Origin of the sequence: Streptomyces sp. NPDC017676 (assembly GCF_044329325.1) — a bacterium.
Taxonomy (GTDB): domain Bacteria; phylum Actinomycetota; class Actinomycetes; order Streptomycetales; family Streptomycetaceae; genus Streptomyces.
The window spans coordinates 328,693-352,857 of sequence record NZ_JBIRJA010000007.1 but is presented as its reverse complement, the minus strand read 5'-3'; the positions used below and the strand labels follow the sequence as shown (position 1 = coordinate 352,857).

At 71.5% G+C, this 24,165-nt stretch carries 22 protein-coding genes and 1 pseudogene; 7 read left to right on the top strand and 16 right to left on the bottom strand.

What is annotated here, in order from left to right; all coding sequences use genetic code 11:
- Positions 1-47: 47 nt before the first annotated feature.
- The gene (locus tag ACH4LD_RS17875; RefSeq protein ID WP_398057006.1) at positions 48-653 is read right to left on the bottom strand and encodes a DUF1349 domain-containing protein; all 606 of its coding nucleotides are present in this window, start codon (positions 651-653) and stop codon (positions 48-50) included.
- A 32-nt stretch (positions 654-685) separates the two neighbouring features.
- Entirely contained in the window at positions 686-2,215 is a 1,530-nt protein-coding gene (locus tag ACH4LD_RS17870) for an aldehyde dehydrogenase (NADP(+)) (RefSeq protein WP_398057005.1), read from the bottom strand.
- 153 nt (positions 2,216-2,368) lie between these two features.
- On the opposite strand from ACH4LD_RS17870, the gene ACH4LD_RS17865 reads away from it, so the two are divergent.
- The 3 genes from ACH4LD_RS17865 to ACH4LD_RS17855 all read left to right on the top strand — a co-directional run bounded on the left by ACH4LD_RS17865 (position 2,369) and on the right by ACH4LD_RS17855 (position 5,214).
- Positions 2,369-3,142 carry an IclR family transcriptional regulator gene (locus ACH4LD_RS17865; RefSeq protein ID WP_103813009.1) on the top strand — a complete coding sequence of 258 codons (774 nt, stop codon included), beginning with the start codon at positions 2,369-2,371 and terminating at the stop codon, positions 3,140-3,142.
- A 46-nt stretch (positions 3,143-3,188) separates the two neighbouring features.
- The gene (locus tag ACH4LD_RS17860; protein WP_398057004.1) at positions 3,189-3,662 is read left to right on the top strand and encodes a GNAT family N-acetyltransferase; all 474 of its coding nucleotides are present in this window, start codon (positions 3,189-3,191) and stop codon (positions 3,660-3,662) included.
- Positions 3,663-3,759: 97 nt separating this feature from the next.
- Complete coding sequence (locus ACH4LD_RS17855; RefSeq protein WP_398057003.1) at positions 3,760-5,214, top strand: peptidoglycan D,D-transpeptidase FtsI family protein; 1,455 nt, start codon at positions 3,760-3,762, stop codon at positions 5,212-5,214.
- Between the two features lie 4 nt (positions 5,215-5,218).
- Here the strand turns inward: ACH4LD_RS17855 and ACH4LD_RS17850 are convergent, their stop codons facing one another.
- Positions 5,219-6,616: an NCS2 family permease gene (locus ACH4LD_RS17850; RefSeq protein ID WP_398057002.1), complete on the bottom strand. Its 1,398-nt coding sequence runs from the start codon at positions 6,614-6,616 to the stop codon at positions 5,219-5,221.
- 245 nt (positions 6,617-6,861) lie between these two features.
- Between ACH4LD_RS17850 and ACH4LD_RS17845 the strand changes: the two genes are divergently transcribed.
- From ACH4LD_RS17845 to ACH4LD_RS17835, 3 genes and pseudogenes are all read left to right on the top strand, one after another.
- A complete protein-coding gene (locus ACH4LD_RS17845; RefSeq protein ID WP_132784068.1) occupies positions 6,862-7,434 on the top strand; it encodes a SigE family RNA polymerase sigma factor in 573 nt (190 codons plus the stop codon).
- Positions 7,431-8,276 carry a hypothetical protein gene (locus ACH4LD_RS17840; protein WP_398057001.1) on the top strand — a complete coding sequence of 282 codons (846 nt, stop codon included), beginning with the start codon at positions 7,431-7,433 and terminating at the stop codon, positions 8,274-8,276. The genes ACH4LD_RS17845 and ACH4LD_RS17840 overlap by 4 nt, the downstream gene beginning before the upstream one ends.
- Before the next feature lie 17 nt (positions 8,277-8,293).
- Positions 8,294-9,066, top strand: a pseudogene (locus ACH4LD_RS17835) (glycoside hydrolase family 43 protein); the annotation flags it as partial.
- Between the two features lie 7 nt (positions 9,067-9,073).
- Here ACH4LD_RS17835 and ACH4LD_RS17830 read toward each other — a convergent pair.
- Positions 9,074-9,871 (bottom strand): HAD family acid phosphatase, encoded by a 798-nt coding sequence (locus tag ACH4LD_RS17830; protein WP_398057000.1) that lies wholly within the window; start codon positions 9,869-9,871, stop codon positions 9,074-9,076.
- A 148-nt stretch (positions 9,872-10,019) separates the two neighbouring features.
- Between ACH4LD_RS17830 and ACH4LD_RS17825 the strand changes: the two genes are divergently transcribed.
- Positions 10,020-10,478, top strand: a complete 459-nt coding sequence (locus tag ACH4LD_RS17825) for a hypothetical protein (RefSeq protein WP_398056999.1) — start codon at positions 10,020-10,022, stop codon at positions 10,476-10,478.
- Between the two features lie 92 nt (positions 10,479-10,570).
- On the opposite strand, the gene ACH4LD_RS17820 is transcribed toward ACH4LD_RS17825, so the two are convergent.
- The 12 genes from ACH4LD_RS17820 to ACH4LD_RS17765 form a co-directional block, all read right to left on the bottom strand.
- Positions 10,571-11,668, bottom strand: a complete 1,098-nt coding sequence (locus ACH4LD_RS17820) for a pectinesterase family protein (protein WP_398056998.1) — start codon at positions 11,666-11,668, stop codon at positions 10,571-10,573.
- A 79-nt stretch (positions 11,669-11,747) separates the two neighbouring features.
- Complete coding sequence (locus tag ACH4LD_RS17815) at positions 11,748-13,064, bottom strand: polysaccharide lyase family 1 protein (RefSeq protein ID WP_398056997.1); 1,317 nt, start codon at positions 13,062-13,064, stop codon at positions 11,748-11,750.
- 17 nt (positions 13,065-13,081) lie between these two features.
- Positions 13,082-13,852, bottom strand: a complete 771-nt coding sequence (locus tag ACH4LD_RS17810) for a rhamnogalacturonan acetylesterase (RefSeq protein WP_398056996.1) — start codon at positions 13,850-13,852, stop codon at positions 13,082-13,084.
- 104 nt (positions 13,853-13,956) lie between these two features.
- Entirely contained in the window at positions 13,957-15,294 is a 1,338-nt protein-coding gene (locus tag ACH4LD_RS17805; protein WP_398056995.1) for an ABC transporter substrate-binding protein, read from the bottom strand.
- Positions 15,295-15,343: 49 nt separating this feature from the next.
- A complete protein-coding gene (locus tag ACH4LD_RS17800) occupies positions 15,344-16,846 on the bottom strand; it encodes a family 43 glycosylhydrolase (RefSeq protein ID WP_398056994.1) in 1,503 nt (500 codons plus the stop codon).
- Positions 16,843-17,724 carry a PmoA family protein gene (locus ACH4LD_RS17795; protein ID WP_398056993.1) on the bottom strand — a complete coding sequence of 294 codons (882 nt, stop codon included), beginning with the start codon at positions 17,722-17,724 and terminating at the stop codon, positions 16,843-16,845. Before ACH4LD_RS17795 ends, ACH4LD_RS17800 begins: the two co-directional genes overlap by 4 nt.
- A complete protein-coding gene (locus tag ACH4LD_RS17790) occupies positions 17,724-18,863 on the bottom strand; it encodes a Gfo/Idh/MocA family protein (RefSeq protein WP_398056992.1) in 1,140 nt (379 codons plus the stop codon). The genes ACH4LD_RS17795 and ACH4LD_RS17790 overlap by 1 nt, the downstream gene beginning before the upstream one ends.
- On the bottom strand, positions 18,860-19,744 hold the full coding sequence (locus tag ACH4LD_RS17785; protein ID WP_398056991.1) for a carbohydrate ABC transporter permease: 885 nt from the start codon (positions 19,742-19,744) through the stop codon (positions 18,860-18,862). Before ACH4LD_RS17785 ends, ACH4LD_RS17790 begins: the two co-directional genes overlap by 4 nt.
- Positions 19,741-20,676: a carbohydrate ABC transporter permease gene (locus tag ACH4LD_RS17780; protein WP_132784056.1), complete on the bottom strand. Its 936-nt coding sequence runs from the start codon at positions 20,674-20,676 to the stop codon at positions 19,741-19,743. The genes ACH4LD_RS17785 and ACH4LD_RS17780 overlap by 4 nt, the downstream gene beginning before the upstream one ends.
- Positions 20,677-20,768: 92 nt before the next feature.
- Positions 20,769-22,502: an L-arabinonate dehydratase gene (gene araD / locus ACH4LD_RS17775; protein ID WP_398056990.1), complete on the bottom strand. Its 1,734-nt coding sequence runs from the start codon at positions 22,500-22,502 to the stop codon at positions 20,769-20,771.
- On the bottom strand, positions 22,499-23,410 hold the full coding sequence (locus tag ACH4LD_RS17770; RefSeq protein ID WP_398056989.1) for a dihydrodipicolinate synthase family protein: 912 nt from the start codon (positions 23,408-23,410) through the stop codon (positions 22,499-22,501). The genes araD and ACH4LD_RS17770 overlap by 4 nt, the downstream gene beginning before the upstream one ends.
- The gene (locus tag ACH4LD_RS17765) at positions 23,407-24,063 is read right to left on the bottom strand and encodes a GntR family transcriptional regulator (protein WP_132784053.1); all 657 of its coding nucleotides are present in this window, start codon (positions 24,061-24,063) and stop codon (positions 23,407-23,409) included. Before ACH4LD_RS17765 ends, ACH4LD_RS17770 begins: the two co-directional genes overlap by 4 nt.
- Positions 24,064-24,165 lie beyond the last annotated feature (102 nt).

Here is a 24,165-nt window from a genome sequence, read left to right as displayed (position 1 = left end):
GTACCTGAACGTTCAAACAGCCCGTTTCATTCCCGGGGCCGCGGCCCTCAGCTGCCGTCCCGCAGGTCGCTCGGCCCGCCGGACCTGAACGCGATGTGGTCGTACGTCACCGCGCACCCCTCCCCCACCGGTGACTGCGCCATGAACCCGACCAGCGCGGCACCGGTCTCCTGCTCCTCACCCAGGGTGAAGAACCGGACGAAGGTCCAGCGCGCGCCGTCCCGGGAGGCGTGGAAGGCGAAGGCCCGCCCGGTGCGGCTGATCCGCAGCCACACCGAGTCCCCGTCCACCGTGAAGGAGTTGGCGTCGTCGGAGTGTCCCCGGGTGACGACCGTGCAGACCGTGGGCACGTCCGGGGAGTACTCCAGACAGAGCTTGGCCCAGGCCCGCTCGCCGACGTGGGCGTACAGCACCCCGGCGTCGAACGCGTCCCGGAAGCCCACGGAGACGCGGGCGATGAGCCGGAAGTCCCCTGCGGGCGGCGCACCGAGCAGCCGGGGCGCGTCGGAGGCGGGGTCCAGCGCGTCACCGCCGGGCGGCACGAACCGGTCCTGACGTGGTCCGGCCCGCCCGGTCAGCACACCGTCCGCGTAGGACCAGTCACCGTCCGGCCCGTATGCCTTGAGAGGGAAGGGCACCTCGGGAACGTCCAACTCCGTCGACCTCTCCTCGCCGCGCAACGCCGCTACCGCTCCAGAACCCCGTTGAACCGCCGGGGAAGCCCCAGGGGGTTGTCGTCCTTCAGCTCGGCCGGCAGCAGGGCCTCGGGCGCGTTCTGGTAGACGACCGGCCGCAGCCACCGCTCGATGGCGGTGCCGCCCACCGACGTCGACGTCGAGGTGGTGGCCGGGTAAGGCCCCCCGTGATGCTGCGCGGGCGCCACCGCGACCCCCGTCGGCCACCCGTTCACCAGCACACGTCCGGCGAGCGGCGTCAGCTCGGCCAGCAGCTCCGGCCCCCGCCCCCGCCCGGCGGCCTCGTCGGAGGACACCTGGACGGTCGCCGTCAGGTTGCCCGGCAGCCGCGACAGCACAGCCGTGGCCTCGGCCTCGTCCGCGTAGCGGGCCACCACGGTGACCGGCCCGAAGCACTCCTCCAGCAGCAGGTCGTACGCCCCCTCCGCGGCCAGCTTCTCCGCCGGCACCGTGAGGAACCCGGCGCTGACCGAGTGCTCGCCGCCCGCGCCCGGGGTGACCGGCGACTCCACGTCCGGCAGCTCCGCGCGCTCGGCGACCCCGGCGACGAAGTTGTCCCGCATGCGGTGGTCGAGCAGCACCCCGGCGTCGGTGTCGCTGACGGCGTCGGTCAGGGACTTCACCAGGCGGTCGCCGGCCGCGCCGGAGGGCACCAGCACCAGGCCGGGCTTGACGCAGAACTGGCCCACGCCGAGGGTCATCGACCCGGCGAGCCCGCCGCCGATCTCCTCGGCCCGCTCGGCAGCGGCGGCCTCGGTGACCAGGACCGGGTTCAGCGAGCCGAGTTCGCCGTGGAACGGGATCGGCACCGGGCGGGCGGCGGCCGCGTCGAACAGCGCCCGTCCGCCCCGTACCGAACCGGTGAAGCCGGCCGCGGCGACCAGCGGGTGCTTGATCAGCTCGACGCCCGCCTCGAAGCCGTGCACGAGCCCGACGACGCCCTCGGGGATGCCGTGTTCGGCGGCGGCCCGGCGCAGCACCTTGGCGACCAGCTCGGACAGGGCCGGGTGGTCGGGGTGGGCCTTGACGACGACCGGGCAGCCCGCGGCCAGCGCGCTCGCGGTGTCGCCGCCGGCGACGGAGAACGCGAAGGGGAAGTTGGAGGCGGAGTAGACGGCGACGACGCCGAGCGGCACCTTGTAGCGGCGCAGGTCCGGGATGGGCGGGGTCGCGGTGTCGTCGGGGTGGTTGATGATGACGTCGAGGAAGGCGCCCTCGTCGACGATGTCGGCGAAGGCCCGCAGCTGGTAGCAGGTGCGGGCGAGTTCGCCGGTCAGCCGGGCGGGGCCGAGCGCGGTCTCGGCGTCGGCGGTCTCGACGAGGCCGTCCCTGGCCGCGTCGAGACCGGCGGCGGCCGAGCGCAGGAACGCGGCGCGGACCGTGCGGTCGGTGAGGGCGTCGCGCGCGGCGTGGGCCGCCCGGACGGCCGCGTCCACCTCCTGGGCTGTGGCCTCCACCGCAACCTGTTCACGCTGCTTCCCGGTGCGCGGGTCGACACTCCAGACTGGTGCTGCTGCCACCGCGGGTCCCTCCCAGTAAAGGCCGCATTGTCATACGACGATCCAGGCTCACCCATCAGCCGCGTTCGATATACTGAACGCTGTCTCTGATGATGAATATGCTGCTCGGAGACTATATAACTCAGTCCTCGTCGAACGAAGGGGTCAAGGGCGATGGCGGCAGGCGACACAGGGGGCGGGGCGCAGGTCAAGTCCGCGGTACGGACCGTTGAGCTGCTCGAATACTTCGCCGGCCGGCCCGGTATGCACTCCCTCGCGGCCGTCCAGGAGGCCGTGGGATATCCCAAGTCCAGCCTGTACATGCTGCTGCGCACGCTCGTGGAGCTGGGCTGGGTGGAGACGGACGCGACGGGCACCCGGTACGGCATCGGGGTGCGGGCGCTGCTGGTCGGTACGTCGTACATCGACGGCGACGAGGTGGTGGCCGCCGCCCGCCCGACCCTGGACCGGCTCTCCGACGACACCACGGAGACCATCCACCTGGCCCGGCTCGACGGCACCAACGTGGTCTACCTGGCCACCCGCCAGTCCCAGCACTACCTGCGGCCGTTCACCCGCGTCGGCCGCCGGCTCCCGGCCCACTCCACCTCCCTGGGCAAGGCGATCCTCGCCAGCTACAGCGACGAGCAGGTGCGCAAGCTGCTGCCTGAGACGCTGCCCGCGCTCACCGAGCACACCATCACCGACCGGGAGAAGCTCATCGAGGAGCTGCACCAGGTCCGGGAACAGGGCTTCGCGGTCGACCGCGAGGAGAACACGCTGGGCCTGCGCTGCTTCGGCGTGGCGATCCCGTACCGCACGCCCGCGCGGGACGCCATCAGCTGCTCGGTGCCGGTGGCCCGGCTGACCCCCGCGCACGAACAGATGATCAAGGACGCGCTGTTCGACGCGCGGGACCGGCTGACGCTGGCGACCCGCAGGCTCTGACCCCGCCGGCCGCCGCCCCGGCGCCGGGGGCCGTAGGCTCGGTCGCATGGAGATCGCGCTGCGCACCGTGCGGGACAGCGACCTGCCGGTGTTCTACCGGCAGATGACCGACCCGGAGGCCCTCCGGATGGCCGCGTTCGGCCCGGAGAACCCGTACGACCGGCAGGCCCTCGCGGCCTACTGGCAGCGCGTACGGGACTCCTCCGACGTGCTGCGCACGGTCCTGGCCGACGGGGAGGTGGCCGGCAACACGGCCGTCTACGGCGTGGCCGGCGAGCGCGAGGTGACGTACTGGATCGACCGCGCGTACTGGGGCCGGGGCGTGGCGACGGCCGCGCTGCGGGCCCTGCTCGCGGAGGTTCCCGAACGGCCGCTGTACGCGCGCGCGGCGGCCGACAACCACGCGTCGCTGCGCGTCCTGGAGAAGTGCGGCTTCCGCGAGGCGGCCCGCGCCCAGGGGTACGCGAACGCGCGGGGCCGGGAGATCGAGGAGGTCGTGCTGATCCTGGACGCCTCCTGAACGCGGGCCGGGGTGGACGCCGGACGAGATGAACGCCGGATGAGAAAAACGGTCGTACGGGAACGATTACCCCCGTCCCGCTCGTCTTCCCAGCGGGATGAACAAGACGATCAGGCGGGCGTCCGTCTTCGCGCTGCTGCTCGTGCTCGCCCTGCTGGTCAGGGCCACATGGTTGCAGTTCTACGACGGCAAGGCCCTCGCGGACGACAACGACAACCGGCGGAACGCGATCGCGACCTACTCGCGGCCCCTCGGGAACATCATCGTGGCCGGGGACGCGATCACCGGCTCGACGCGGACGAAGGAAAGCGACCTCGCGTACAAGCGGACGTACACGGACGGCGAGCTGTACGCGGCCGTGACGGGCTACGCCTCGCAGGCCTACGCCCCCACCCAGCTGGAGGGCGTCTACAAGGACCTGCTCAACGGCACGGACAACCGGCTGAAGACCGTGATGGACACCGTCACCGGCGAGCGCGCCGAACCGGGTGACGTGCTGACGACGATCGACCCGGCGGTGCAGAAGGCGGCCTACCGCGCGCTCGGCGACAAGAAGGGCGGGGCCGTCGCGATCGACCCCAAGACCGGCAGGATCCTCGCCGTGGTGTCGACGCCGTCGTACGACCCCTCCGCGCTCACCGACGCGAACACGGCGGGCAAGGCGTGGAAGACGCTCAACGCGGACAAGGACAAGCCGCTCACCAACCGCGCGCTGCGCCAGCCGCTGCCCCCGGGCTCGACGTTCAAGCTGGTCGTCGCGGCGGCCGCGCTGGAGGACGGGCTGTACAAGAACGTGGACGAGCCGACCGACAGCCCCAACCCCTACCGGCTGCCGGGCACGGTGCGCGACCTGGACAACGAGAACAAGTCCGCGCCCTGCGAGAACGCCTCGATCCGCGTCGCCCTGCGGTACTCGTGCAACAACGTCTTCGGCCACATGGCGGTCCAGCTCGGCCAGGACAAGGTCAGGGCCATGGCCGAGAAGTTCGGCTTCGACGACGACGCGCAGGACGTGCCGGTGCGGGCCTACACCAGCGTGTACCCGTCCGGCATGGACCAGGCGCAGACCGCCCTGTCCGGCATCGGACAGTTCGACGTCACCGCGACCCCGCTCCAGATGGCCATGGTGTCCGCGGCCATCGCCAACGACGGCAAGCTGGTCTCGCCGCACATGGTCTCGCAGATCACCGACAGCGGCGGAGACGTGCTCAAGGACTACGACGACGGCGCCGGCACCAAGGAGATCATCAGCTCCAGCACCGCCGAGCAGCTCCGGTCGGCGATGGAGACGGTGGTGAAGGACGGCACCGGCACGAACGCGCTGATCGACGGGGTGACCGTCGGCGGCAAGACCGGTACCGCCCAGCACGGCGAGAACAACAGCAAGACGCCGTACGCCTGGTTCACCTCCTACGGCAAGTCCGACAGCAACGGCAAGGAGGTCGCCGTCGCGGTGATGGTGGAGCAGTCGGACGCGGCCCGCTCGGAAGTGAGCGGCAACGGCCTGGCGGCGCCGGTGGCCAGGGCGATGATGCAGGCGGCCCTGAAGTAGCCCCTCACTTCACCCCGAGGACCTGCTCCACCGGGTCGATCGCGAAGTACACCAGGAACAGCGCCGAGACCGCCCACAGCAGCCAGTTGACCTCCCGTGCCTTCCCCACCACCGTCTTGATGACGACGTAGGCCAGGAACCCCGCGCCGATCCCGTCGGTGATGGAGTACGTGAACGGCATCGCGGCGATGGTGAGGAACGCCGGGACGGCGATCTCGTAGTCGTCCCAGTCGATGTGCTTGACGTGGGTCATCATCAGGAAGCCCACGGCGATCAGCGCGGGCGCCGCCGCCTGGAGCGGGACGATGGTGAGCAGCGGGGTGAGGAAGAGGGCGAGGCCGAACAGGCCGCCGGTGACCAGGTTGGCGAAGCCGGTGCGGGCGCCCTCGCCGACGCCGGCCGCCGACTCGATGTAGGCGGTGTTGGAGGAGGCGGAGCCGACACCGCCGGCGACGGCCGCGGCGCCGTCGATGAACAGCACGCGGCCGATGCCGGGCACCTGGCCCTGCTCGTCCAGCAGTCCGGCGTCCGCGGTGATGCCGACGATCGTGCCCATGGCGTCGAAGAAGTCCGACAGGACGAGGGTGAAGACCAGCAGGACGGCGGTGAGGACACCGGCCTCGGCGAAGCCGCCGAACAGGCTGAAGTGACCGACCAGCCCGAAGTCCGGGGCGGCGACGACCTTGTCGGGGACCTTGGGCGTGGTCAGGCCCCAGCTCCTGATGTCGGCGACGGCGTTGATGACGATCGCGACGACGGTCATCGTCACGATGCTGATGAGGATCGCGCCCTTCACCCTGCGGGCGAGCAGCGCGACGGTGAGCAGCACCCCGAGGCAGAAGACCAGCACGGGCCAGCCGGTGAGCCGGCCGACGGCGCCGAGCTGGACCGGGACGGTGGTGTGGGCGGCGTCCGGGATGCGGCTGACGAACCCGGCGTCCACGAAGCCGATGAAGGCGATGAACAGGCCGATGCCGACGCCGATGGCCTGTTTCAGCTGCTGCGGGATCGTGTTCATGATCGCTTGCCGGAGTCCGGTGAGCACCAGCACGCAGATGACGATGCCTTCGAGGACGACCAGGCCCATGGCGTCCGCCCAGCTCATCAGCGGGGCGAGCTGGAAGGCGACGACGGCGTTGAGGCCGAGTCCGGCGGCGATGGCCAGGGGCAGATTGCCGCCGACACCCATGATGACCGTCATCACACAGGCCACCAGGGCGGTGGCGGTGACGAGTTGGCCGGTGTCCAGGGTGTGGCCGAACTTGTCCTTGGCGCTGCCCAGGATGATCGGATTCAGGACAAGGATGTAGGCCATGGTGAAGAACGTGGCGAAGCCGCCGCGTATCTCGCGCCCGAGCGTGGATCCCCGCTCGGAGATCCTGAAGTACCTGTCGACGGACATGGTCCCACTCCTCGTCACCTGAAGATCGGTCAGCGGATGCTGGCTGGATTGTTCCCCTGTCGAACCTGTTTCAGGTTTTCTCCGTGTTACGTCATCGAGTTCGGCCCGCCATACGGCGTCCGGCCCCCCGCACGAGGACACGAAACGATCACTGCTACGCTTCCGGATCTCCGTCCGGGCCTCCCCCGGCCCCGCGCATGTCATTTACATGACAGTCACAGAGCCGCACCGAGAAGAGGTCACCCGTGGGCACGGTCGTGGACGACGCCGCCTCCGTGGAGTTCCATGCCTTCTTCGAACGGCACTACGCCGAACTCGCCCGTCTCGCCCATCTGTTGACCGGGGAGGCGGACGCCGCCGACGATCTGGCGGCGGACGCGTTGCTGGCGCTGTGGCACCGCTGGGACCGGGTGCGCGCGGCCGACCATCCGGCGGCGTACGCGCGGGGCGTGGTCGCCAACCTGGCCCGCACCAGGATCCGCGGCGCGGTGCGCGAGCGGCGGCGGATCGCGCTGTTCTGGCCGCGCGGCGAGGAGCGGACCGAGAACCCGGACGTCGCCGGCGTGGTGGACGTCCAGGAGGCGCTGCGCAGGCTCCCGTTCCGGAAACGGGCGTGTGTGGTGCTGCGGCACGCGTTCGACCTGTCGGAGAAGGACACCGCGCTCGCCCTCGGGATCTCGGTGGGTACGGTGAAGAGCCAGACGTCCAAGGGCATGGCCGAACTCCAGCGGCTGCTCGGCCCGCAGGGCGGCGACCCGCGGCGGGTGCACGCGGCGATGGCGGCCCGGGGCGGCGAGAGCGGAGGAACGAAGCGATGAGGCAGCAGGACGTGCACGACGAGCTGCGCGCCCGGCTGCACGAGGCGGCCGGGGCCCATGAACCCGACCGCGCCCGCATCCTGGCCCGCGTGGAGCGGGGCATGGCCGCACGGCCGGGGTCCGGCCACCGGGCCGTGCGCCCGCCGGTGTCCGGCTGGTTGCGCGTGGGCACGGCGACGGCCGCGGTGGCCGGTGTGCTGGCGCTCGGCGGGTACGCGGTGGCATCGGTGGTGAGGGACGACCCGCCGCGGCGGCAGACGGTGGCGGTCTCGCCGACGCCGACGCGGTCGCCGGACCGGACCGCGGCACCGGCACCCCCCGTCCACTCGGCGGACCCGACGCCCGGAGGGGGGACCGGCCGGCCCTCCCGCACGCCCGACCCCTCCCCCTCCCGCACCCCGAAGGCCACCGCCACGGCCGAGCCGCCGGTGGCGCGTGCCGAGCAGGCCGGCCCCCTGTGGTCGGACGGCTCGGTCGACCCGCACAGCAACGACTTCTGGGCGCAGAGCAACCTGACGCTGAAGACGTCCGAGCGGCTCTCGTCCCTGACCGTGGAGTTGAGGATCGCGCAGACCGGCGGAGTGACGTCGACGGGTGCCTGGCGTTCGCTGCCGGAGGGGGACTTCAGCCAGAGCGTCACGGAGCGGGACGGCTTCGTCGTCTACACCTGGAAGCTGAAGGAGGGGCGGACGGTTCCGTCGGGCGAGTGGGTGTTCGCTGGGCAGTACGACCATGAGCGGGGCGGGCGCGACGCGGGAGACGACAGCTATGTCATGACCGGGGTGACCGGGGGCCGCACCTACGCGGTGACCGGCGACTTCGCCCCGCATGCCGGCGGATAGCCCCGCGGCCTCGAAACCTCTTCGTCTACTTCACCGGCGAGGGCACGGCCGACGGCGAGCAGATCCGCTACGCGCTCAGCCAGGGCGACGATCCCCTGCACCGGCGGGAGTTGAACGGCGGACAGCCGGTGCTGACCTCGGCCATCGGGGAGAAGGGGCTGCGCGACCCGTTCGTGATCCGCTCCCCCGACCAGGTCCAGCGGCACGGCAGCAGGTCCGTCATGGTGTGGGAGTCCGCCGGCCTGGTCCACTGGACCGGCCGGCGGCTGGTGAGGGTGGCACCGGACAACGCGGGCAACACCGGGCACCCGAGGCCCACTGGGACAGCCGGCGGCACGAGTACGTCGCCTTCTGGGCGTCGGGGCTGTACACCGCCGACGACCCCGGTCACTCGGTCATCGACTCGACGGTCATCAAGGACAAGGGGACGTACTACGGCTTCACCAAGGACGAGCGGGACCCGTCCTCCGGCTCGCCGTGCTCGAAGTTCATCACCGCGGAGAAGGCGCGGGACCTGACCGACACGTCGTACGACTTCGTCGCCGACTGCGTCGGCAGCGGTGCCCTCCAGCGCGGCGAGGGACCGACCGTGTTCAGGTCCGACAACGAGAAGAAGTGGTACCTCTTCATCGACGAGTACGGCCTGCGCGGCTGCGTCCCCTTCGAGACCACCGACCTCGCCTCCGGCACGTGGACCCCGTCCACGGACTACGCGCTGCCCGCCGGCCCCCGCCACGGCACGGTGCTGCCGGTGACGGGGGCCGAGTACGAGCGGCTGCTCAGGACCTACGGACAGGTCAGCTGACGAAGTACGTCGGGTTCGGCAGCTTGTACGTCCGGTCGGCGTGGCCGCCGTCCAGGTCCGAGTACTGGTCGCCGAAGTTGGCGATGATGTCGTAACCCAGGTCGTCCTCGATGTGCTCGCGCGTCCCGGACTTGTACTGCACGGTCGTGCAGTTCCAGGTGCCCGGGGTGGCGCAGTTCTTCAGGTAGGCCGGCGGGTCGGCCTTGTCCTTGAGGAACATGTGGCCGGCGTCGAGGTTCACATCGGCGCCGACCTTCTTCAGGTTCTCCACGGCGGCGGCGCGCTGGGCCTCGCTGAGGCCGGAGTTGTAGAAGACCTCGACGCCCTTGGACGCGGCGTAGCGCACGAGCTCCGGGCTGCCGAAGACGGCGGGCCGGTCGGCGCGGTTCACGTAGTCGTTCCAGGTGCCGGCGTTGTACGTGTAGTTGTACCGCTTCTCGTAGTCGAGGCTGAGCAGCAGCGTGTCGTCGATGTCGAAGACGACGGCCGGCTTCTCGCCCCTGTGGTGGGCCTTGCGGGCCGCCTTGTCGATGTAGCTCTTCGCGTCGGCGTCTGTGCGCGCCAGGTCCTTGGCGTACGGGCTGTCCTGGGACGCCTGGTAGACGCCGTTGCTGTCGGCGGTGGTGCCGTAGTAGGTGTCGATGTCCTTCACCAGGAGCCCGATGTTGTACGGCTCGTGGGTGGAGTTGGCCGTCGACTGACCGGCGCCGGCCGCGCCCGCGCCGTACAGCGCCGCACCGACGACGACACAGGCGGCACCGGCCGCGACCGCCTTGAGGGACTTCCGCATGGATTCTCCGGATCTGGTGGATGAGAGTGATGTACCAGGTCGGGGACTGTCTACGCGCATCAAGCGGGCGGGGCGAGCCCCGTTACTGGATCGATATGCTGCGGGAACGGCGAAGGACGGCCGAACCACGAGTTGCGGAAGGTCCCCCATGAGGTACGTCACGGCTGTCTGGGACGACGGCGGGTTCTACCTGGATCCGAGGGCCTACCTGGCCGAATTGCCGCGTCTGCGCGCCGGACTGCCCCCGGGTGCCCGGTCCTTCGCCACCGACCCCGGGCACTACGACATCGCGGGCGCCACCCGCTGTGTGAAGGATCTGGAACTGGCCGGGATCCACCCCGCCACCGACAAGACCGGCGGCCTGGTCCTGGACTTCGCGCCCAACGCGTTCAAGCACCACTCCGGCCTGCGCATCAGCTACTCGGGCGTGAGGCACTTCTCCATCGACTACCAGCACTCCATCGACTGGATGAACGTCGACACCGTGCTCCTCGACGAGATCCTTCCCGGCGAGGACGGCGGCTGCCTGCACGAGATCGCGCTCACCGACGCGTCGATCACCGTCCGGTGTGGGGATCTGCGAGCCGTGTGGGGAGACGGGAGCTGAGGAGTCCTTCCCGTGCCCCGCACACGCCGCCGGAGTGTGCGGCGCGGCCTCGGCCTTCCAGGGATACGCGTCCCGCGGCGCGCGCCCGCGCGTCAGCGTTCCCGCCAGGGTGCCCAGTCTCCGAGGTAGGCCGCTCGGGTCGCCGACTCGGCCTGGGTGGGGGTGAGTTGCGGGCGGTTCTCCGGGGCGGTGATCTCGGCTCCCGGGCCGGTGTCGCGGTACTCGGCGAACCGCTGGTCCTGCCACGGGTGGGCCGCCGACATGTCGGTGTAGGGGGCGACCGCGTCGATGCCGGGGCCGAGCCAGGTGTCGCGGACGGTGAGCATCGGGCGCGCCGTGGGGTCGGAGCTGGGGACCCAGGGGCGGGCCAGCTTGTAGGCGCCGTCCGGGGCCTCGCTGGTGACACGGCCGCGCGTGACCAGGTAGCCGCGCGGATCGGCGGCGGCCGTGGAGGGCGCGAAGACGAACCCGTAGGGCGGCGCGGCGCGGTCGGTCCGGTCGAGGGTGCGGAAGTGGCAGCGGTCGAACACCGCCGTCGCCCGGCCGAAGACGAAGTCGACGTCTCCTTCGACGTGGCAGTGGGCGTAGTACTGGCGGGCGAAGGCGCCGAGGGCCATCGAGTCGGCGTACAGGGTGTCCTGGTGGCCGAGGAAGCGGCAGTGCAGGAAGGCGCCCCGGTCGCCCTGCGCCTTGAGGGCGACGGCCTGGGTACCGCTGGTGTCCGGGTGGTCGGCGCGCAGCCAGTCGTTGGCGAAGGTGATCCAGCGGGCGGTGAACCCGTCGGCCTGGACGGTGGCCGTGGCCGAACCGGAGGTGCCGTACGTGCCGCCGCCGGGCTTGGAGGTGCCGGCCGCGCGGTCGTACACGATCACGACGTCCCGGGGGTTCTCCGAGGCGCCGATCCAGGTCATCCCCGTACGGCCGGCGTCGACGACGACCGTCTCCCGGTAACTGCCGGGGGCGATCACGAGGGTCCGGCCGGTACCGGTGGCGGCGGTCACCGCGGCCTGCACGGAGGTGAGGTCGCCGCGGCCGTGCGGGTCGACGTACAGGGTGTCCGGGGTGAGGCGGCGGGCCGGGGAGCCGTAGCGGCCGAACGGGCGCGGCGCGGCGTACGCGGGGACGGAGGCGAGGCCGGAGGCGGCGGCCCCGGCACTCGCGGCGAGGAAACCGCGTCTGGTCAAGGGCATGGACGTGCTCCTTCGAAGGACGGCTCTGGAGGGAGGAACCGGGCGGGGCCGCGCCCCGGGCCCGGTGACGCCGACGCGGTCAGCGCAGGTGTCCGGCGCCCGCGCGGTGGTCGACGAGGCCCGGCACGGCCTGCGGCCGGTCCACCCGGGTCCGCAGGACCGGGGTCCAGCCGGCCCCGGACCGGAGGATCTCGCCGGGCACCTGCGCGTTGTGGACGGCGATGAGGTCCGTCGGCGCGCCGTTGACGTAGTTGTCGGCGGCGGTGACCGGCGCCTCCTTCCACTTCTTCAGGATCGAACCGGCGCCCACCCCGGCCGGCAGGGTGAAGGCGTTGTGCTCGGCGACGAGCTGGGACTCCATGCCGATGCCGTAGCTGTAGGAGTAGCCGTCGCCGGCGACGAAGTGGTTGTTGTACGAGTCCACCTGTCCGAAGCGGACCCGCGGGGCCCGCTCGACCAGGTTCCGGAACAGGTTGTGGTGGAAGGTGACCTTCAGATGGCCCCGGTCGACGGCGGCCGTGGCCGCGCTGTCGCTGTTGCCGATGAGGATCGTCTTGTCGTGGTCCTCGAAGACGTTCCAGGAGGCGGTGACGTAGTCGGCGCCCTTGACGATGTCCAGTTCGCCGTCGTGCTGCTGGTAGATCCGGCCGTAGTACGACGGCAGGGTGCTGTCGGGGTGGTCCCCGTCGGTGAACGTGTTGTGGTCCATCCACACATGGGTCGACCCGTGAATCACGGCACTGTCGTACTCGGAGTTCCAGTTGCCGTCGGCGGTGTCGGTCGGGTCCCACTGCGGGAAGCAGTCGAGAGGGCTCTCGAAGCCCAGATTGCGGACGATGACGTTGTCCACGCCCTTGATCTGGAGGCTGGCGCCCTGGAAACCGGCGTTCCGGCCGATGCCGACGATGGTCGTGTTGGCCGGGACGTCCGCCTTGATGAAGGCGTCCTGGTGGGCGGCGGAGGCGCGGCGCAGTCCCTCGGGGCTGCCGTCGGGCTCGCCGTCGAGGGTCGTCGAGCGTCCCCACACCGCCGGGTCATAGGTCTTCAGGTAGGTGGCGAAGTCGTACCCGGGGACGGCGAACGAGGCGCAGTCCGGGCCGTCGGCGTCGATGGTGCCCTTCACGCGCACGATCTTCGGCGCGCTGCCGCCGTCCGCGAGGGCCGCCTTGAACTGCTCCCAGGTGGTGACGGTGTACACATGGGCGGGGTCGGCGGCGGCACCGCCGGTCGTCCCGGTCCCGTAGGCCGCCCAGCCGTCCCCGGCGGGCAGCACCTGCCGGCCGGGGCCGGCGTGGTGGGCGGTCCGGGCGGACGCGGTGCCGGTGACGGCGAGGACGAGGGCCGTGCAGCCGGCCAGCGCCGCTATGGCACGTCCATGACATTTCAATGTGCGCACTGTGGGGTTCTCCTCGGCTATGCGGGGGGCCAGGTGATCCAGGAGGTGGGTATGTCCTCGTGCAGCCGTACGACGTCGTGCCGGGCCGCCGCCCGGGTGCGCAGCAGCTCCTGCGCCACGAGCCGGGCCACGGCGATCGCGCCCGGCGGATTGAAGTGCGTGTTGTCCTGCTCGGTCGCGGTCCAGTTGAAGTAGGTCTTCGTCTCCTCCGCCCCGAGCCGCTGCCACAGCGCGAGCGACAGCGCCTCGACGTCGAGGAGCGGCACCCCCTCCGCCACGGCCAGCGCCCGCATGGCCGCCGGGTAGTCGCCGTGGCTGGGCAGGGCGTTGCCGTCGCCGTCGAACCTGCGGCGCTCGACGGGGGTGGCGAGAACCGGGCGCGCCTTCCTGGCCCGCGCCCCGTCGACGTACCTCCGCAGGTACTGCTGGTACGTCGTCCACGGCTCGGTGTACCGGGCGGGATCGGTGGCCTTCTCGTCGTTGTGCGCGAACTGGACGAGCAGGAGGTCGCCGGGGCGGATGCCGGCGAGGATCGCGTCGAGCCGCCCTTCGTCGGCGAAGCTCTTCGAACTCCGCCCGTTCACGGCATGGTTGGCGACTGTCACCTCCTCGCGGAGAAAGAAGGGCAGTGCCATCCCCCACCCGGTCTCGGGAGCGGCATCGGCGTATTTCTGGGCGGCCGTCGAATCACCGGCGATGTACAGCGTGCGGGACTCCCGGCGGGAACGGCCGACGAGAGGAACGGCAGCGATCGCGGCGGAGGTGACCTGCCTACGGGTGAGGGACAAGATCGGCGCCTTTCCGGCGTGGGGGAACTCCGAGGGGGGCGCGGGGAACCGCGCGACCGGCCTCATCCGGCCCGCAGCCCCCGCGGCGGGGACCACCCGAGCTCTCAGTGGTTCTTCTTCCAGTCGGCCTGCGCCTTGTTCAGCTGCTCGGCCAGGGTGTCCAGGAACTGCTTCGCGCTCATCTTCCCGAGCAGCAGCTTCTGGAAGTTCGGCTCGTTGTCGGCCTTGGAGATCGTGTTCCAGTCGGGCAGGTAGTAGGGAAGCTGCACGATCTTCGTGTCGCCTCCGTTCAGCGCCTCGGCCGCCAGCTTCGTCGGCTCGGACTGCTGGATCCACGTGTCCTCGGCCGCGTCGGTGTTGGCCGGGACCTGCCCCGCCGACTCGTTGAACCTGGAGTTCTCCTCGGCGGAGACGGCGAACTCGATGAACTTCCACGCGGCCGCCTTGTTCTTGCTCGACTTGAACAGGCTGAGCCCGTCGACCGGGTTGGAGACCTGCACCCGGGTGCCGTCGTCCTGCGTGGGGTTGGGGATGCCCCGGAACTTGTCCTTGCCCAGTGCCTTCAGGTGGTCCTGGTACGACCCCAGGTTGTGGCTCAGCATGCCGATCGTGCCGCTGTCCCACTGGGCGACCATCTTCGTGAAGTCGTTGTTCACGTCGGCGGACGGGGTGTCCTTCTTGTACAGCGCGACGTACTTCTCCAGGGCGGCCACGTTCCTGGGGTCGTTGACGGTGGTCCTGTCGCCGTTCCAGAACGACGTGATCCCGGTCTGGCCGTACACCGCGTCGAGGGCCGGCGCGATGGCACCCTCGCCGCCGCGGATGGTGAAGCCGAACTGGTTCTTGCCCTTGTCCGTGAGCTTGTCGGCGGCCTCGTAGAACTTCGACCAGGTGGTCGGCGCGTCCAGACCGGCCTTCTTGAACAGGTCGGTCCGGTACCACAGCGTGCCGTTGTTCGCGGAGGTCGGCACCTGGTACAGCGTGTTCCCGCCGCCGGCCGCCTTGCTGACGTCGATCAGGTTCTGGCTCAGCTTTCCGTTCAGCGGGCTCTTCCGCAGCCGGCCGTCCAGCGGCTCCAGCGCGCCCTGGGCCGCGACCTCGGCGAGCATCGCGGTGCCCACGCCGCCGACGTCCGGCAGGCCGCCGCCCTGGATGGCGGTGTCGTACTTGGACTGGGCGCTGGCCGCCGGGATGCCGACGTACTCGACCTTGATGTCCGGGTACTTGTTCTCGAAGTCGGCGATGACCTGCTTCCAGATGTCGGTGCGGACACCGCCGTTGTTGTCCCAGAAGGTGATCGTGCCCTTGCCGGAGCCCTCGTCCCCCTTGTCCCCCGCGCCGCCGCTGCCGTCGTCGCCGCAGGCGGTGGCGGTCAGCGCGAGGACGGAGCCCAGGGCGACGGTGAGGGCGGCGCGCCTGCTTCTGCGGATGCTTCTTCTCATGGGTCGGCTCTCTTCTGCTGGATCCAACGGGGACATGACGGTGTGGCGTTCAGTGGGGGGTGATCCGGAACCGGGTGAAGGTCGCCGCTCCGGCGGGTCCCGGTCCCTCGGATGCGGTGGCGAACAGGCCGAGCAGGGCGCCCACCCAGCGCCAGGGAGTGGCCGCGAAGACGGGTCCGGACGGGCGGAGGCCGTCCCCGACGTCGTACCGGAACCGGCAGCGCGCCCCGGCGCCGGCCTCGATCCGCAGCAGCGCCCGCCCCTCGGGGGCGAGGCACGGCACCCCGGCGTCGCGCTCCGCGTCGGCCACCGCCTCCACGAACCGGTGCACGAGCCGGACCGTCCCGTCGGCCCCGCGCTCCAGCCCGATCCAGGCGTAGGCGTCCCCCAGCACCGCGAGACCCGCCCGCGCACCCGGCTCGGCGCCGTCCAGGCACAGCCCGACCTCGATCGTGCTCGGCCGGCCGGGCAGCCGCTGGGTGAGGACGTTCGGCAGTTTCCTGAGGTCACGGGCGTCGGCCGAGCGCAGGCAGGTCAGCCGCAGCCCGTCCGCGGAGTGCTGGGTGGCCCAGCCGTCGCCCGGGTTGGCGGTCCACTGCCACTGCCTGCCGTACCGGCCGCCGGGGAAGTCGTCGTCGGCCGCCGGAGCGGCGGGCGGCTGCGGCGGGAGGTCCGGCCGGCGGTGTTCGGTGACGGGGGCGCCCTCGTCGCCGAGGACCGGCCAGCCGTCCGGGTCCCAGCGCATCGGCTGGAGGTGGACCACCCTGCCGTAGGCACCGCGCTGCTGGAAGTGCAGGAACCAGTCCTCGCCGGCGGCGGTGCGCACCCAGCCGCCCTGGTGGGGCCCGTTGACGTCGGTGTCCCCCTGCTCCAGGACGACGCGTTCCTCGTACGGGCCGAAGAAGCCGCGCGAGCGGAACGCGCCCTGCCAGCCGGTCTCCACACCCCCGGCGGGGGCGAGGATCCAGAACCAGCCGTCGTGCCGGTAGAGCTTGGGCCCTTCCAGGGTGAACCAGCCGGGGAGGCGGTCCCCGTCGACGATCACCTTGCCATCGTCGAGCAGTGAGGTGCCGTCCGGGTGCATCCGGTGGCCGGTGAGGCGGTTCTTGACGCCGGAGCGTGACCTGGCCCAGGCGTGCACGAGGTAGGCCTCGCCGGTGTCGTCGTCCCACAGCGGACACGGGTCGATCAGGCCCTTGCCCGGCTTGAGGAGGTGCGGGCGGGTCCACGGGCCCCTGATCCCCGGCGCGTTGATCTGGAAGACGCCCTGGTCCGGATCGCCCCAGAAGATCCAGAAGCGGTCGTCGTGGTGCCGGATGGCCGGCGCCCAGACCCCGCGGTCGTGCCGGGGCCGGGCGAACTCCTCCTCGGGTTCCAGGCGTTCGAGGGCGTGGCCGACGAGCGTCCAGTCGACCAGGTTCCGCGAGTGCAGCAGCGGCAGGCCGGGGGCACGGCCGAAACTGGAGGCGGTGAGGTAGAAGTCGTCGTCGACGCGGACGACGTCCGGGTCGGACCAGTCGGCGTTCAGGACCGGGTTGCGGTAGGTGGTCACTGGCTCACCGCCTTGCGGACCAGGGCCGCCGCCTCGTCGCGGGTGGGCCGGCCGTCGGCGACGACCGTGACGATCCGGCGTACGAGGGTCTCGCCGGGCGGCACGGTCAGCCGCTCGGTGTGCGCCAGGGAGGAGCCCACCCCGGGGTACTCGGCGGCCCGGACGAACCACGGGTCCCGGCGGGTCTCCTCGGTGGCACCGGCGAAGACCAGCGTCCAGCCTCCCCCACTCTCGGCTCCGCTCGGACGGGGGGACCCCCATCCGGCCAGCGCGAGCCAGTCGGCGCGGGTGCCGTGCACCTCGGTCTCGCCCTCCCGGTCTGCGGTGAAGACCCCGGGGGGCCGGGACTCCTTGGGGGCCCGCCAGAAGAAGCCGCCGTAGGCCGCGCCGGGCCGGCCGTTGGTGGCCGGGCTGCCGACCGACAGCGGCCCGGGGGTGACGTTGGTGAGCGAGAAGGTGAAGTCCAGCGCCCAGGCCGTCCCGGTGAGTCCGGTGGCCGCGACGGTACGGCGCTCGCGCAGCAGCTCGGTGCCGGCGGCGACCCAGCGCAGCTCCTCCACGAAGCCGTCGGGGTCGCGGAGCTGGAAGCCGGTGTGCCGCTGGGCGCCGTGGTTGTCGAGCTCGGTCGGCCCCCGGTCGCGGACGAAGGTCCGGCCGCCCCAGAAGTTGTGCCCCTCGACGTCGGGAACGGCGACACCGACGCCGAGGTGGTGTGCGTGGTCGGCGGGGCTCACCTCGGTGACCGCCGTGCCGGCCAAGGTGGTGACGGGGTGCAGATGGGGGCGCGGGGAGAGCCGGGCGGGCAGCTCGGGACGGGTGACGTAGCGTCCGACCGGGCGGCCGGCGACCCGCAGGACCGGGCTGTCGGGGGGCGTCATCAGGTGCTCACCTCGTTCGGCAGGGCCCAGGAGGCGCCCAGTTCGGAGTAGAGGGCGAGGGTGTCGGCCGCCGCCGCGACCAGCCCCTCGACGCCGGGCACGATCCGGCGGTGCTCGGCGGGCAGCGGGCGCCAGGCGTCCTCGGGGAGCGGCGCCGGGTCGGGGGCGGTGCGGACGGCCTCGACCACCCGCATGAAGGCGCCGGTCGCGTCCGGCGGGACCAGCAGCTCCGCGCCGTCGTCCAGGTGCGCGACCAGGTTCTCCAGCAGGTCCGTGCGGCCGTACTCGGTCTCCTCCGGGCCGTGGCCGGTCCGCTGGAGCAGCACCCGGTCCTGCTTGTACCAGAAGGTGATCCGGCCGCTGCTGCCGTGCACCAGCAGGTAGGGCTCCCCGGGGTGCTCCGCGCACAGGGTCGCGGCGACCGTGACGGGCCCGCGCGGGGTGCGGACGCGGACGCAGGAGGTGTCGTCGGACTCGATGGCGTTGGCGCGCAGCAGCTCGGTCTCGATGCCGGTGACGTCCTCGGCGCGGGTGGTGCCGAGCAGGGCGAGGCCGGTGGCGACGGCGTGCGCGAGGGGGTTGGTGAGCACTCCGTCGACCACGTCGGCGCCGTTCAGCCGGCGCCGGCCCGCCCAGGGCGCCCGCCGGTAGTAGGCCTCGTCCCGCGCCCAGGCACCGGCCCCGCCGACCCCGATGACCTCGCCGATCGCGCCCTCGGTGATGAGGCGCCGGATCGCGGGGACCGCGTGCGAGCCGAGCGACTGGAAGCCGATCTGGCAGGCCACTCCGGCCTCGGCGACCCCGTCGGCCATCCGCCGGAACTCCGCGTACGACGGTGCCGGCGGCTTCTCCAGCAGCAGGTGCGCCCCGCGCGCGGCGGCCGTGAGGGCCAGGTCGGTGTGGGTGGGGATCGGGGTGCAGACGACCGCGATCCGGGCGCCGGTCGCGTCCAGGAGCGCGCCGAGGTCGGCGGACTGCTCGGGTGTGCCGAGTCCGTCCGGGATCTCCTCCCCGGTCAGCGGGGTCAGCTCGCAGATACCGGCCAGCCGCACGAGGCCGGTGGCCTGGAGCCGGCGGATGTTGTCCAGGTGCCGGCGGCCGTGGCCGCGCGCGCCCGCCAGGACGACGTCGACGCTCATCCCTTCACCGCCCCCGCACTGAACCCGGTGATCAGCCACTTCTGGATGAAGGCGAACACGATCACCACGGGTACCGCCGCGATGATGCCGCCCGCCGCCAGGGCGCCCAGGTCCACGCTGTCCGCGCTCATCAGGGTGTTGAGGCCGACCGGGATGGTCTGCTTGCTCTGGTCGGAGAGGAACATCAGGGCGAACAGGAAGTGGTTCCAGGCGTGTACGAAGGCGAAGGAGCCGACGGCGATCAGCCCCGGCCGCAGGAGCGGGAGCACCACGATCCGGAAGGCGGTGAACCGGTTGCAGCCGTCCACCCAGGCCGCCTCCTCCAGGGAGTACGGCACGTTCCGGATGAACCCGCTGATGAGGATCATCGACAGCGGGAGCTGGAAGACGGTCTCGGCGATGATCACGCTGCCGAGTGAGTTGATCATCGACAGCTTGGCGAAGATCTGGAACAGCGGCACCAGCAGCAGCGCGCCCGGCACGAACTGGGAGCACAGCAGGGCCAGCATGAAGCCGCGCTTGAGGCGGAAGTCGAAGCGGGCCAGGGCGTAGCCGCCGGCCAGGGCGACCACGGTGGTGAGCACCAGGGTGGCGAGGCCGACGTAGACGCTGTTGGTGAAGTAAGTGCCGAAGCTGCGCTCGGTCCACACCTTCTCGAAGTGCTCGAACGTCATCGGCCACGGCACGAGCGAGGTGGAGCCGGCCGGGCGGAGCGCGAAGAGCAGGATCCAGTAGAAGGGGATCAGGGTGAACAGGAGGTAGGCCGTCAGGGGGACGTAGATCTGCCAGCGCGGGACCTCGTCCCAGGCGCGGCGCCTCCTGCCGGGCCGGGCGGGCTCGGCCGCCACGCGCTCGGGCGCGGGAGCGATCTCGGTGATCACTTGGAGGCACCTCCGAACTTGCTCAGCCGCAGATAGACGATCGAGCAGAAGAGCAGGATCACGAACGCCACCGTGGTCAGGGCGGAGGCGTAACCGAAGTTGTGGGCGTCGACACTGGTGTTGGCGATGTAGAGGGGGAGGGTGGTGGTCTCCCCGGCGGGTCCGCCGCCCGTGAGGGTGTAGAGCAGGTCGACGTTGTTGAACTCCCACACCGCGCGCAGCAGCGTGGACAGCACGATGGCGTCCTTCAGATGGGGCAGGGTGATGTGCCAGAACTGCTTGAGCCGGCTCGCCCCGTCGACCTCGGCGGCCTCGTACAGGTCCCGGGAGACGGACTGGAGGTCGGCGAGGATGAGGATCGCGAAGAACGGCACCCCGCGCCACAGGTCGGCGACCACCGCCGCCGGGAACACCGTGGAGGTGTCCGACAGCCAGCTGGTGCCGTAGGAGCCCAGCCCCGCGTCGGCGAGGTAACGGGTGATGCCCGTCTGGGAGTTGTAGAGCAGCACCCAGATGGCGGAGGTCAGCACGCCGGAGACGGCCCAGGGCGAGAAGACGAGGGCGCGGCCCAGCGCCCGGCCCACGAAGGTCTGGTTGACGATGAGCGCGAGGGCGAGTCCGAACAGCAGTTGCAGCCCGACCTCGACCACGACCCACTTGGCGCTGAAGGTCAGCGTGTCCCAGAACTGCGGGTCGTGGGCGAAGGCCTGGGTGAAGTTGTCCAGGCCCGCGAAGCCGTTCCGCCACGGCTTGGTGGGGTTGTAGTTCCGCAGGCTGTAGTAGAAGACGCTGAGCACCGGGTAGGCGATGAAACCCAGCATCAGCAGGGCCGCCGGGGCGATCAGCAGATACGGCAGCCTGCGCGGGGTCGCGGAGGCACGGCGCCGCCGGGGTGGCGCGGGCGGTTTCGCCACGGCTGCGGCTTGGGCCATGACTGTTCTCCGTTCGCAAGGGGTCGATCACAGGGAGTGCAGGAAGCGCTTGCTATGTACACGTGCGTGGGGTGTGACGGGACGGGGGGACGTCAGCCGGCGTACGGGTCCGGGACGGTGCCCGGGCGGGCCAGGAACTCGAAGTCGCAGCCGGTGTCGGCCTGCGTGATCTGCTCGTTGTAGAGGGCGCCGTAGCCGCGCTCGTACCGCGCGGGCGGTGGCGTCCACTGCGCCCGCCTGCGGTCCAGTTCCTCGTCGTCCACGTGGAGGTGGAGGCTGCGGGCGTCGACGTCCAGCGTGATGAGGTCACCGGTGCGCACGAGGGCCAGCGGGCCGCCGATGTACGACTCCGGGGCGACGTGCAGCACACAGGCGCCGTAACTCGTGCCGCTCATGCGGGCGTCGGAGATCCGGACCATGTCCCGCACGCCCTGCTTCAGCAGGTGGTCCGGGATCGGCAGCATGCCGTACTCGGGCATCCCCGGGCCGCCCTTGGGGCCGGCGTTGCGCAGCACCAGCACGCTGTCGGCGGTGATGCCGAGCGCCGGGTCGTTGATGGTGCGCTGCATGGTCCGGTAGTCGTCGAAGACGACGGCCGGGCCGGTGTGCTTGAGCAGGCGGGGCTCGGCGGCGATGTGCTTGATGACCGCGCCGTCCGGGCAGAGGTTGCCGCGCAGCACGGCCACCCCGCCCTCGCCCGCGACCGGGTTGTCCCGGGGCCGGATGACGTCGTCGTCGTGCACCCGCGCGCCGCCCAGCTGCTCGCGCAGGGTGTCGTGCGCCACCGTCGGCCGGTCCAGGTGGAGCAGGTCGGTGATCCGGGAGAGGAAGCCGGGCAGACCGCCCGCGAAGTGGAAGTCCTCCATCAGGTACCGCCGGCCGCCGGGGCGGACGTCGGCGAGGACGGGGACCGTGCGGGCGATGCGGTCGAAGTCGTCCAGGGTGAGCCGGACCCCCGCCCGGCCGGCCATCGCGATCAGGTGGATCACGGCGTTGGTGGAGCCGCCCAGGCCGAGCACGGTGGTGACGGCGTCCTCGAAGGCCTCGCGGGTGAGGATGTCGGACAGCCCGCGGTCCCGGTGGACCAGTTCGACGGCGGTCAGGCCCGCCCGCGCCGCCATCCGGTCGTGCCCGGAGTCCACCGCGGGGATGCTGGACGCGCCCGGCACGGTCACGCCCAGCGCCTCGGCGGCGGCGGTGAGCGTGGACGCCGTACCCATGGTCATGCAGTGGCCGGGCGAGCGGGCCAGGCCGCTCTCCAGCTCGGCCATCTCGCAGTCGCCTATGAGGCCGGCCCGCTTGTCGTCCCAGTACTTCCACATGTCGGTGCCGGAGCCCAGGACCTCGCCGCGCCAGTGGCCCGGGAGCATGGGGCCGGCGGGCACGAAGACGGCGGGCAGGCCGACGGAGGCGGCGCCCATCAGCAGCGCGGGCGTGGACTTGTCGCAGCCGCCCATGAGGACAGCGCCGTCGACCGGGTAGGAGCGCAGCAGCTCCTCGGTCTCCAGGGCGAGCAGGTTGCGGTAGAGCATGGGGGTCGGCTTCTGGAAGGTCTCGCTGAGGGTGGAGACCGGGAACTCCAGCGGGAAGCCGCCCGCCTGCCACACTCCGCGCTTGACGGCCTGGGCGCGGTCGCGGAGGTGGACGTGGCAGGGGTTGATGTCGGACCAGGTGTTGAGGATCGCGATGACCGGCTTGCCGAGGTGTTCCTCGGGCAGGTAGCCGAGCTGGCGGGTGCGGGCGCGGTGGCTGAAGGAGCGGAGCCCGTCGGTGCCGTACCACTGGTGGCTGCGCAGTTCCTCGGGCTTCTTGCGGGGGGCGCTCATATGGACCACCCGGCGGCGATGGCGGCGACCTCGGCGCGCTCGTCCTCGGGCAGCGGCCTGCTCGGCGGACGGACGTCCCGGCGGCACAGGCCGAGCGCGGCCAGCGCCTCCTTGACGACGGTGACGTTGTTGGCGTTGCCGTGCGCGGCGCGCAGTTCCTCGAAGCGGCGGATCTGCTCCCAGACCTTCATGGCGGCCGGGTAGTCGCCGGACCGCAGCGCTTCGATCATGTTCAGCGAGACGGCCGGGGCGACGTTCACGAGTCCGGAGGTGAAGCCGGTGGCACCGGCGGAGAAGTAGGAGGGCGCGTACGGTTCGGCGAGACCGGCGACCCACACGAAGCGCTCCAGGCCCGCGTCCCGGGCGAAGGCGGCGAACCGGGCGGCGTCCGGGACGGCGTACTTGACGCCGATGACGTTCGGGCAGTGGTCGGCGAGTTCGGCGAGCCGGGCCCCGGGCAACTGGGCGTTGCGCAGGTACGGCACCACGCCCAGCTCCGGGACGGCCTCGGCGATGGCCCGGTGGTAGTCGACCCAGCCGGCCGCCGAGACGTACGGGTGCACCGGCTGGTGGACCATCACCATCTGGGCGCCGAGATCGCGGGCGTGCCGGGCGGAGGCGACGGCGGTGGGCAGGTCGTGCCCGACCCCGACCAGGAGGGCGGCCCGGTCGCCGGCCTCCTCGGCGGTCGACTCGGTGACGAGCCGGCGCTCTTCGGGCGTGAGGGCGTAGAACTCGCCGGTGTTGCCGTTGGGGGTGAGGGTCCTGATCCCGCCGTCGAGCAGGCGGCGCAGCAGGGCCCGGTGGGTCTCCCGGTCGACGGAGCCGTCCTCGGCGAACGGGGTCACCGGGATGGCCACGACGTCGGCCAGGGCCGCCCGCTGGCGCTCGAACGTCACGCTGCTCATCTCTGGCCTTCCTCTGGGCGGGGCTCGGGGAACGCACGGCGTACGAAGGACGCGATGTGCGCGTGCAGGGCGCTCGCGGCGCCGTCGGCGTCACCGTCCAGCGCCAGCCGCAGGATCTCCCGGTGTTCGGCGGCCTCCCGCTCCCAGGAGGGGTCGGCGGCCCAGGCGACGGCGGAGACGAGGGCGGCCTGGTCGCGGACCTCGTCCAGCATCCGGCCGAGCAGCGGGTTGCCGCACGGCAGGTAGAGGGCCCGGTGGAACTCCCGGTTGGCGAGGGAGCGTTCGGCGGTGTCGGTGGCCGTGTCGGCGCGGGTCAGCGCGTCCCGGGCGGCGTCGAGGGAGGCGCCCCGCGCGACGGCACGGCGCAGGGCCTCGGGTTCGAGCAGCAGCCGTACGTCGTAGACCTCGCGCGCCATGTCCGCGTCCACCATGCGCACCGTGACGCCCTTGTACTGGTTCATCACCACCAGGCCGGTCCCGGCGAGGGTCTTCAGCGCCTCGCGCACCGGGGTCTTGGACACCCCGAACTGCGCGGCCAGTTCCGCCTCCACCAGGGCCTGACCAGGCGTCAACTGCCCCGTCAGGATGCGGTGTTTGATCGCGTCGAGCACGTACTGCGTGCGGGACGGGATCGGGGTGGGCACAGAGCTCATGCGGCCCTCTCGGATCTCACATATCGCGTCTCATATATGACGTACGAAGTACGACGCGTTGAAGGTAGGAGGGGGCCCGGTCTCCGTCAATGCCTGTGACAA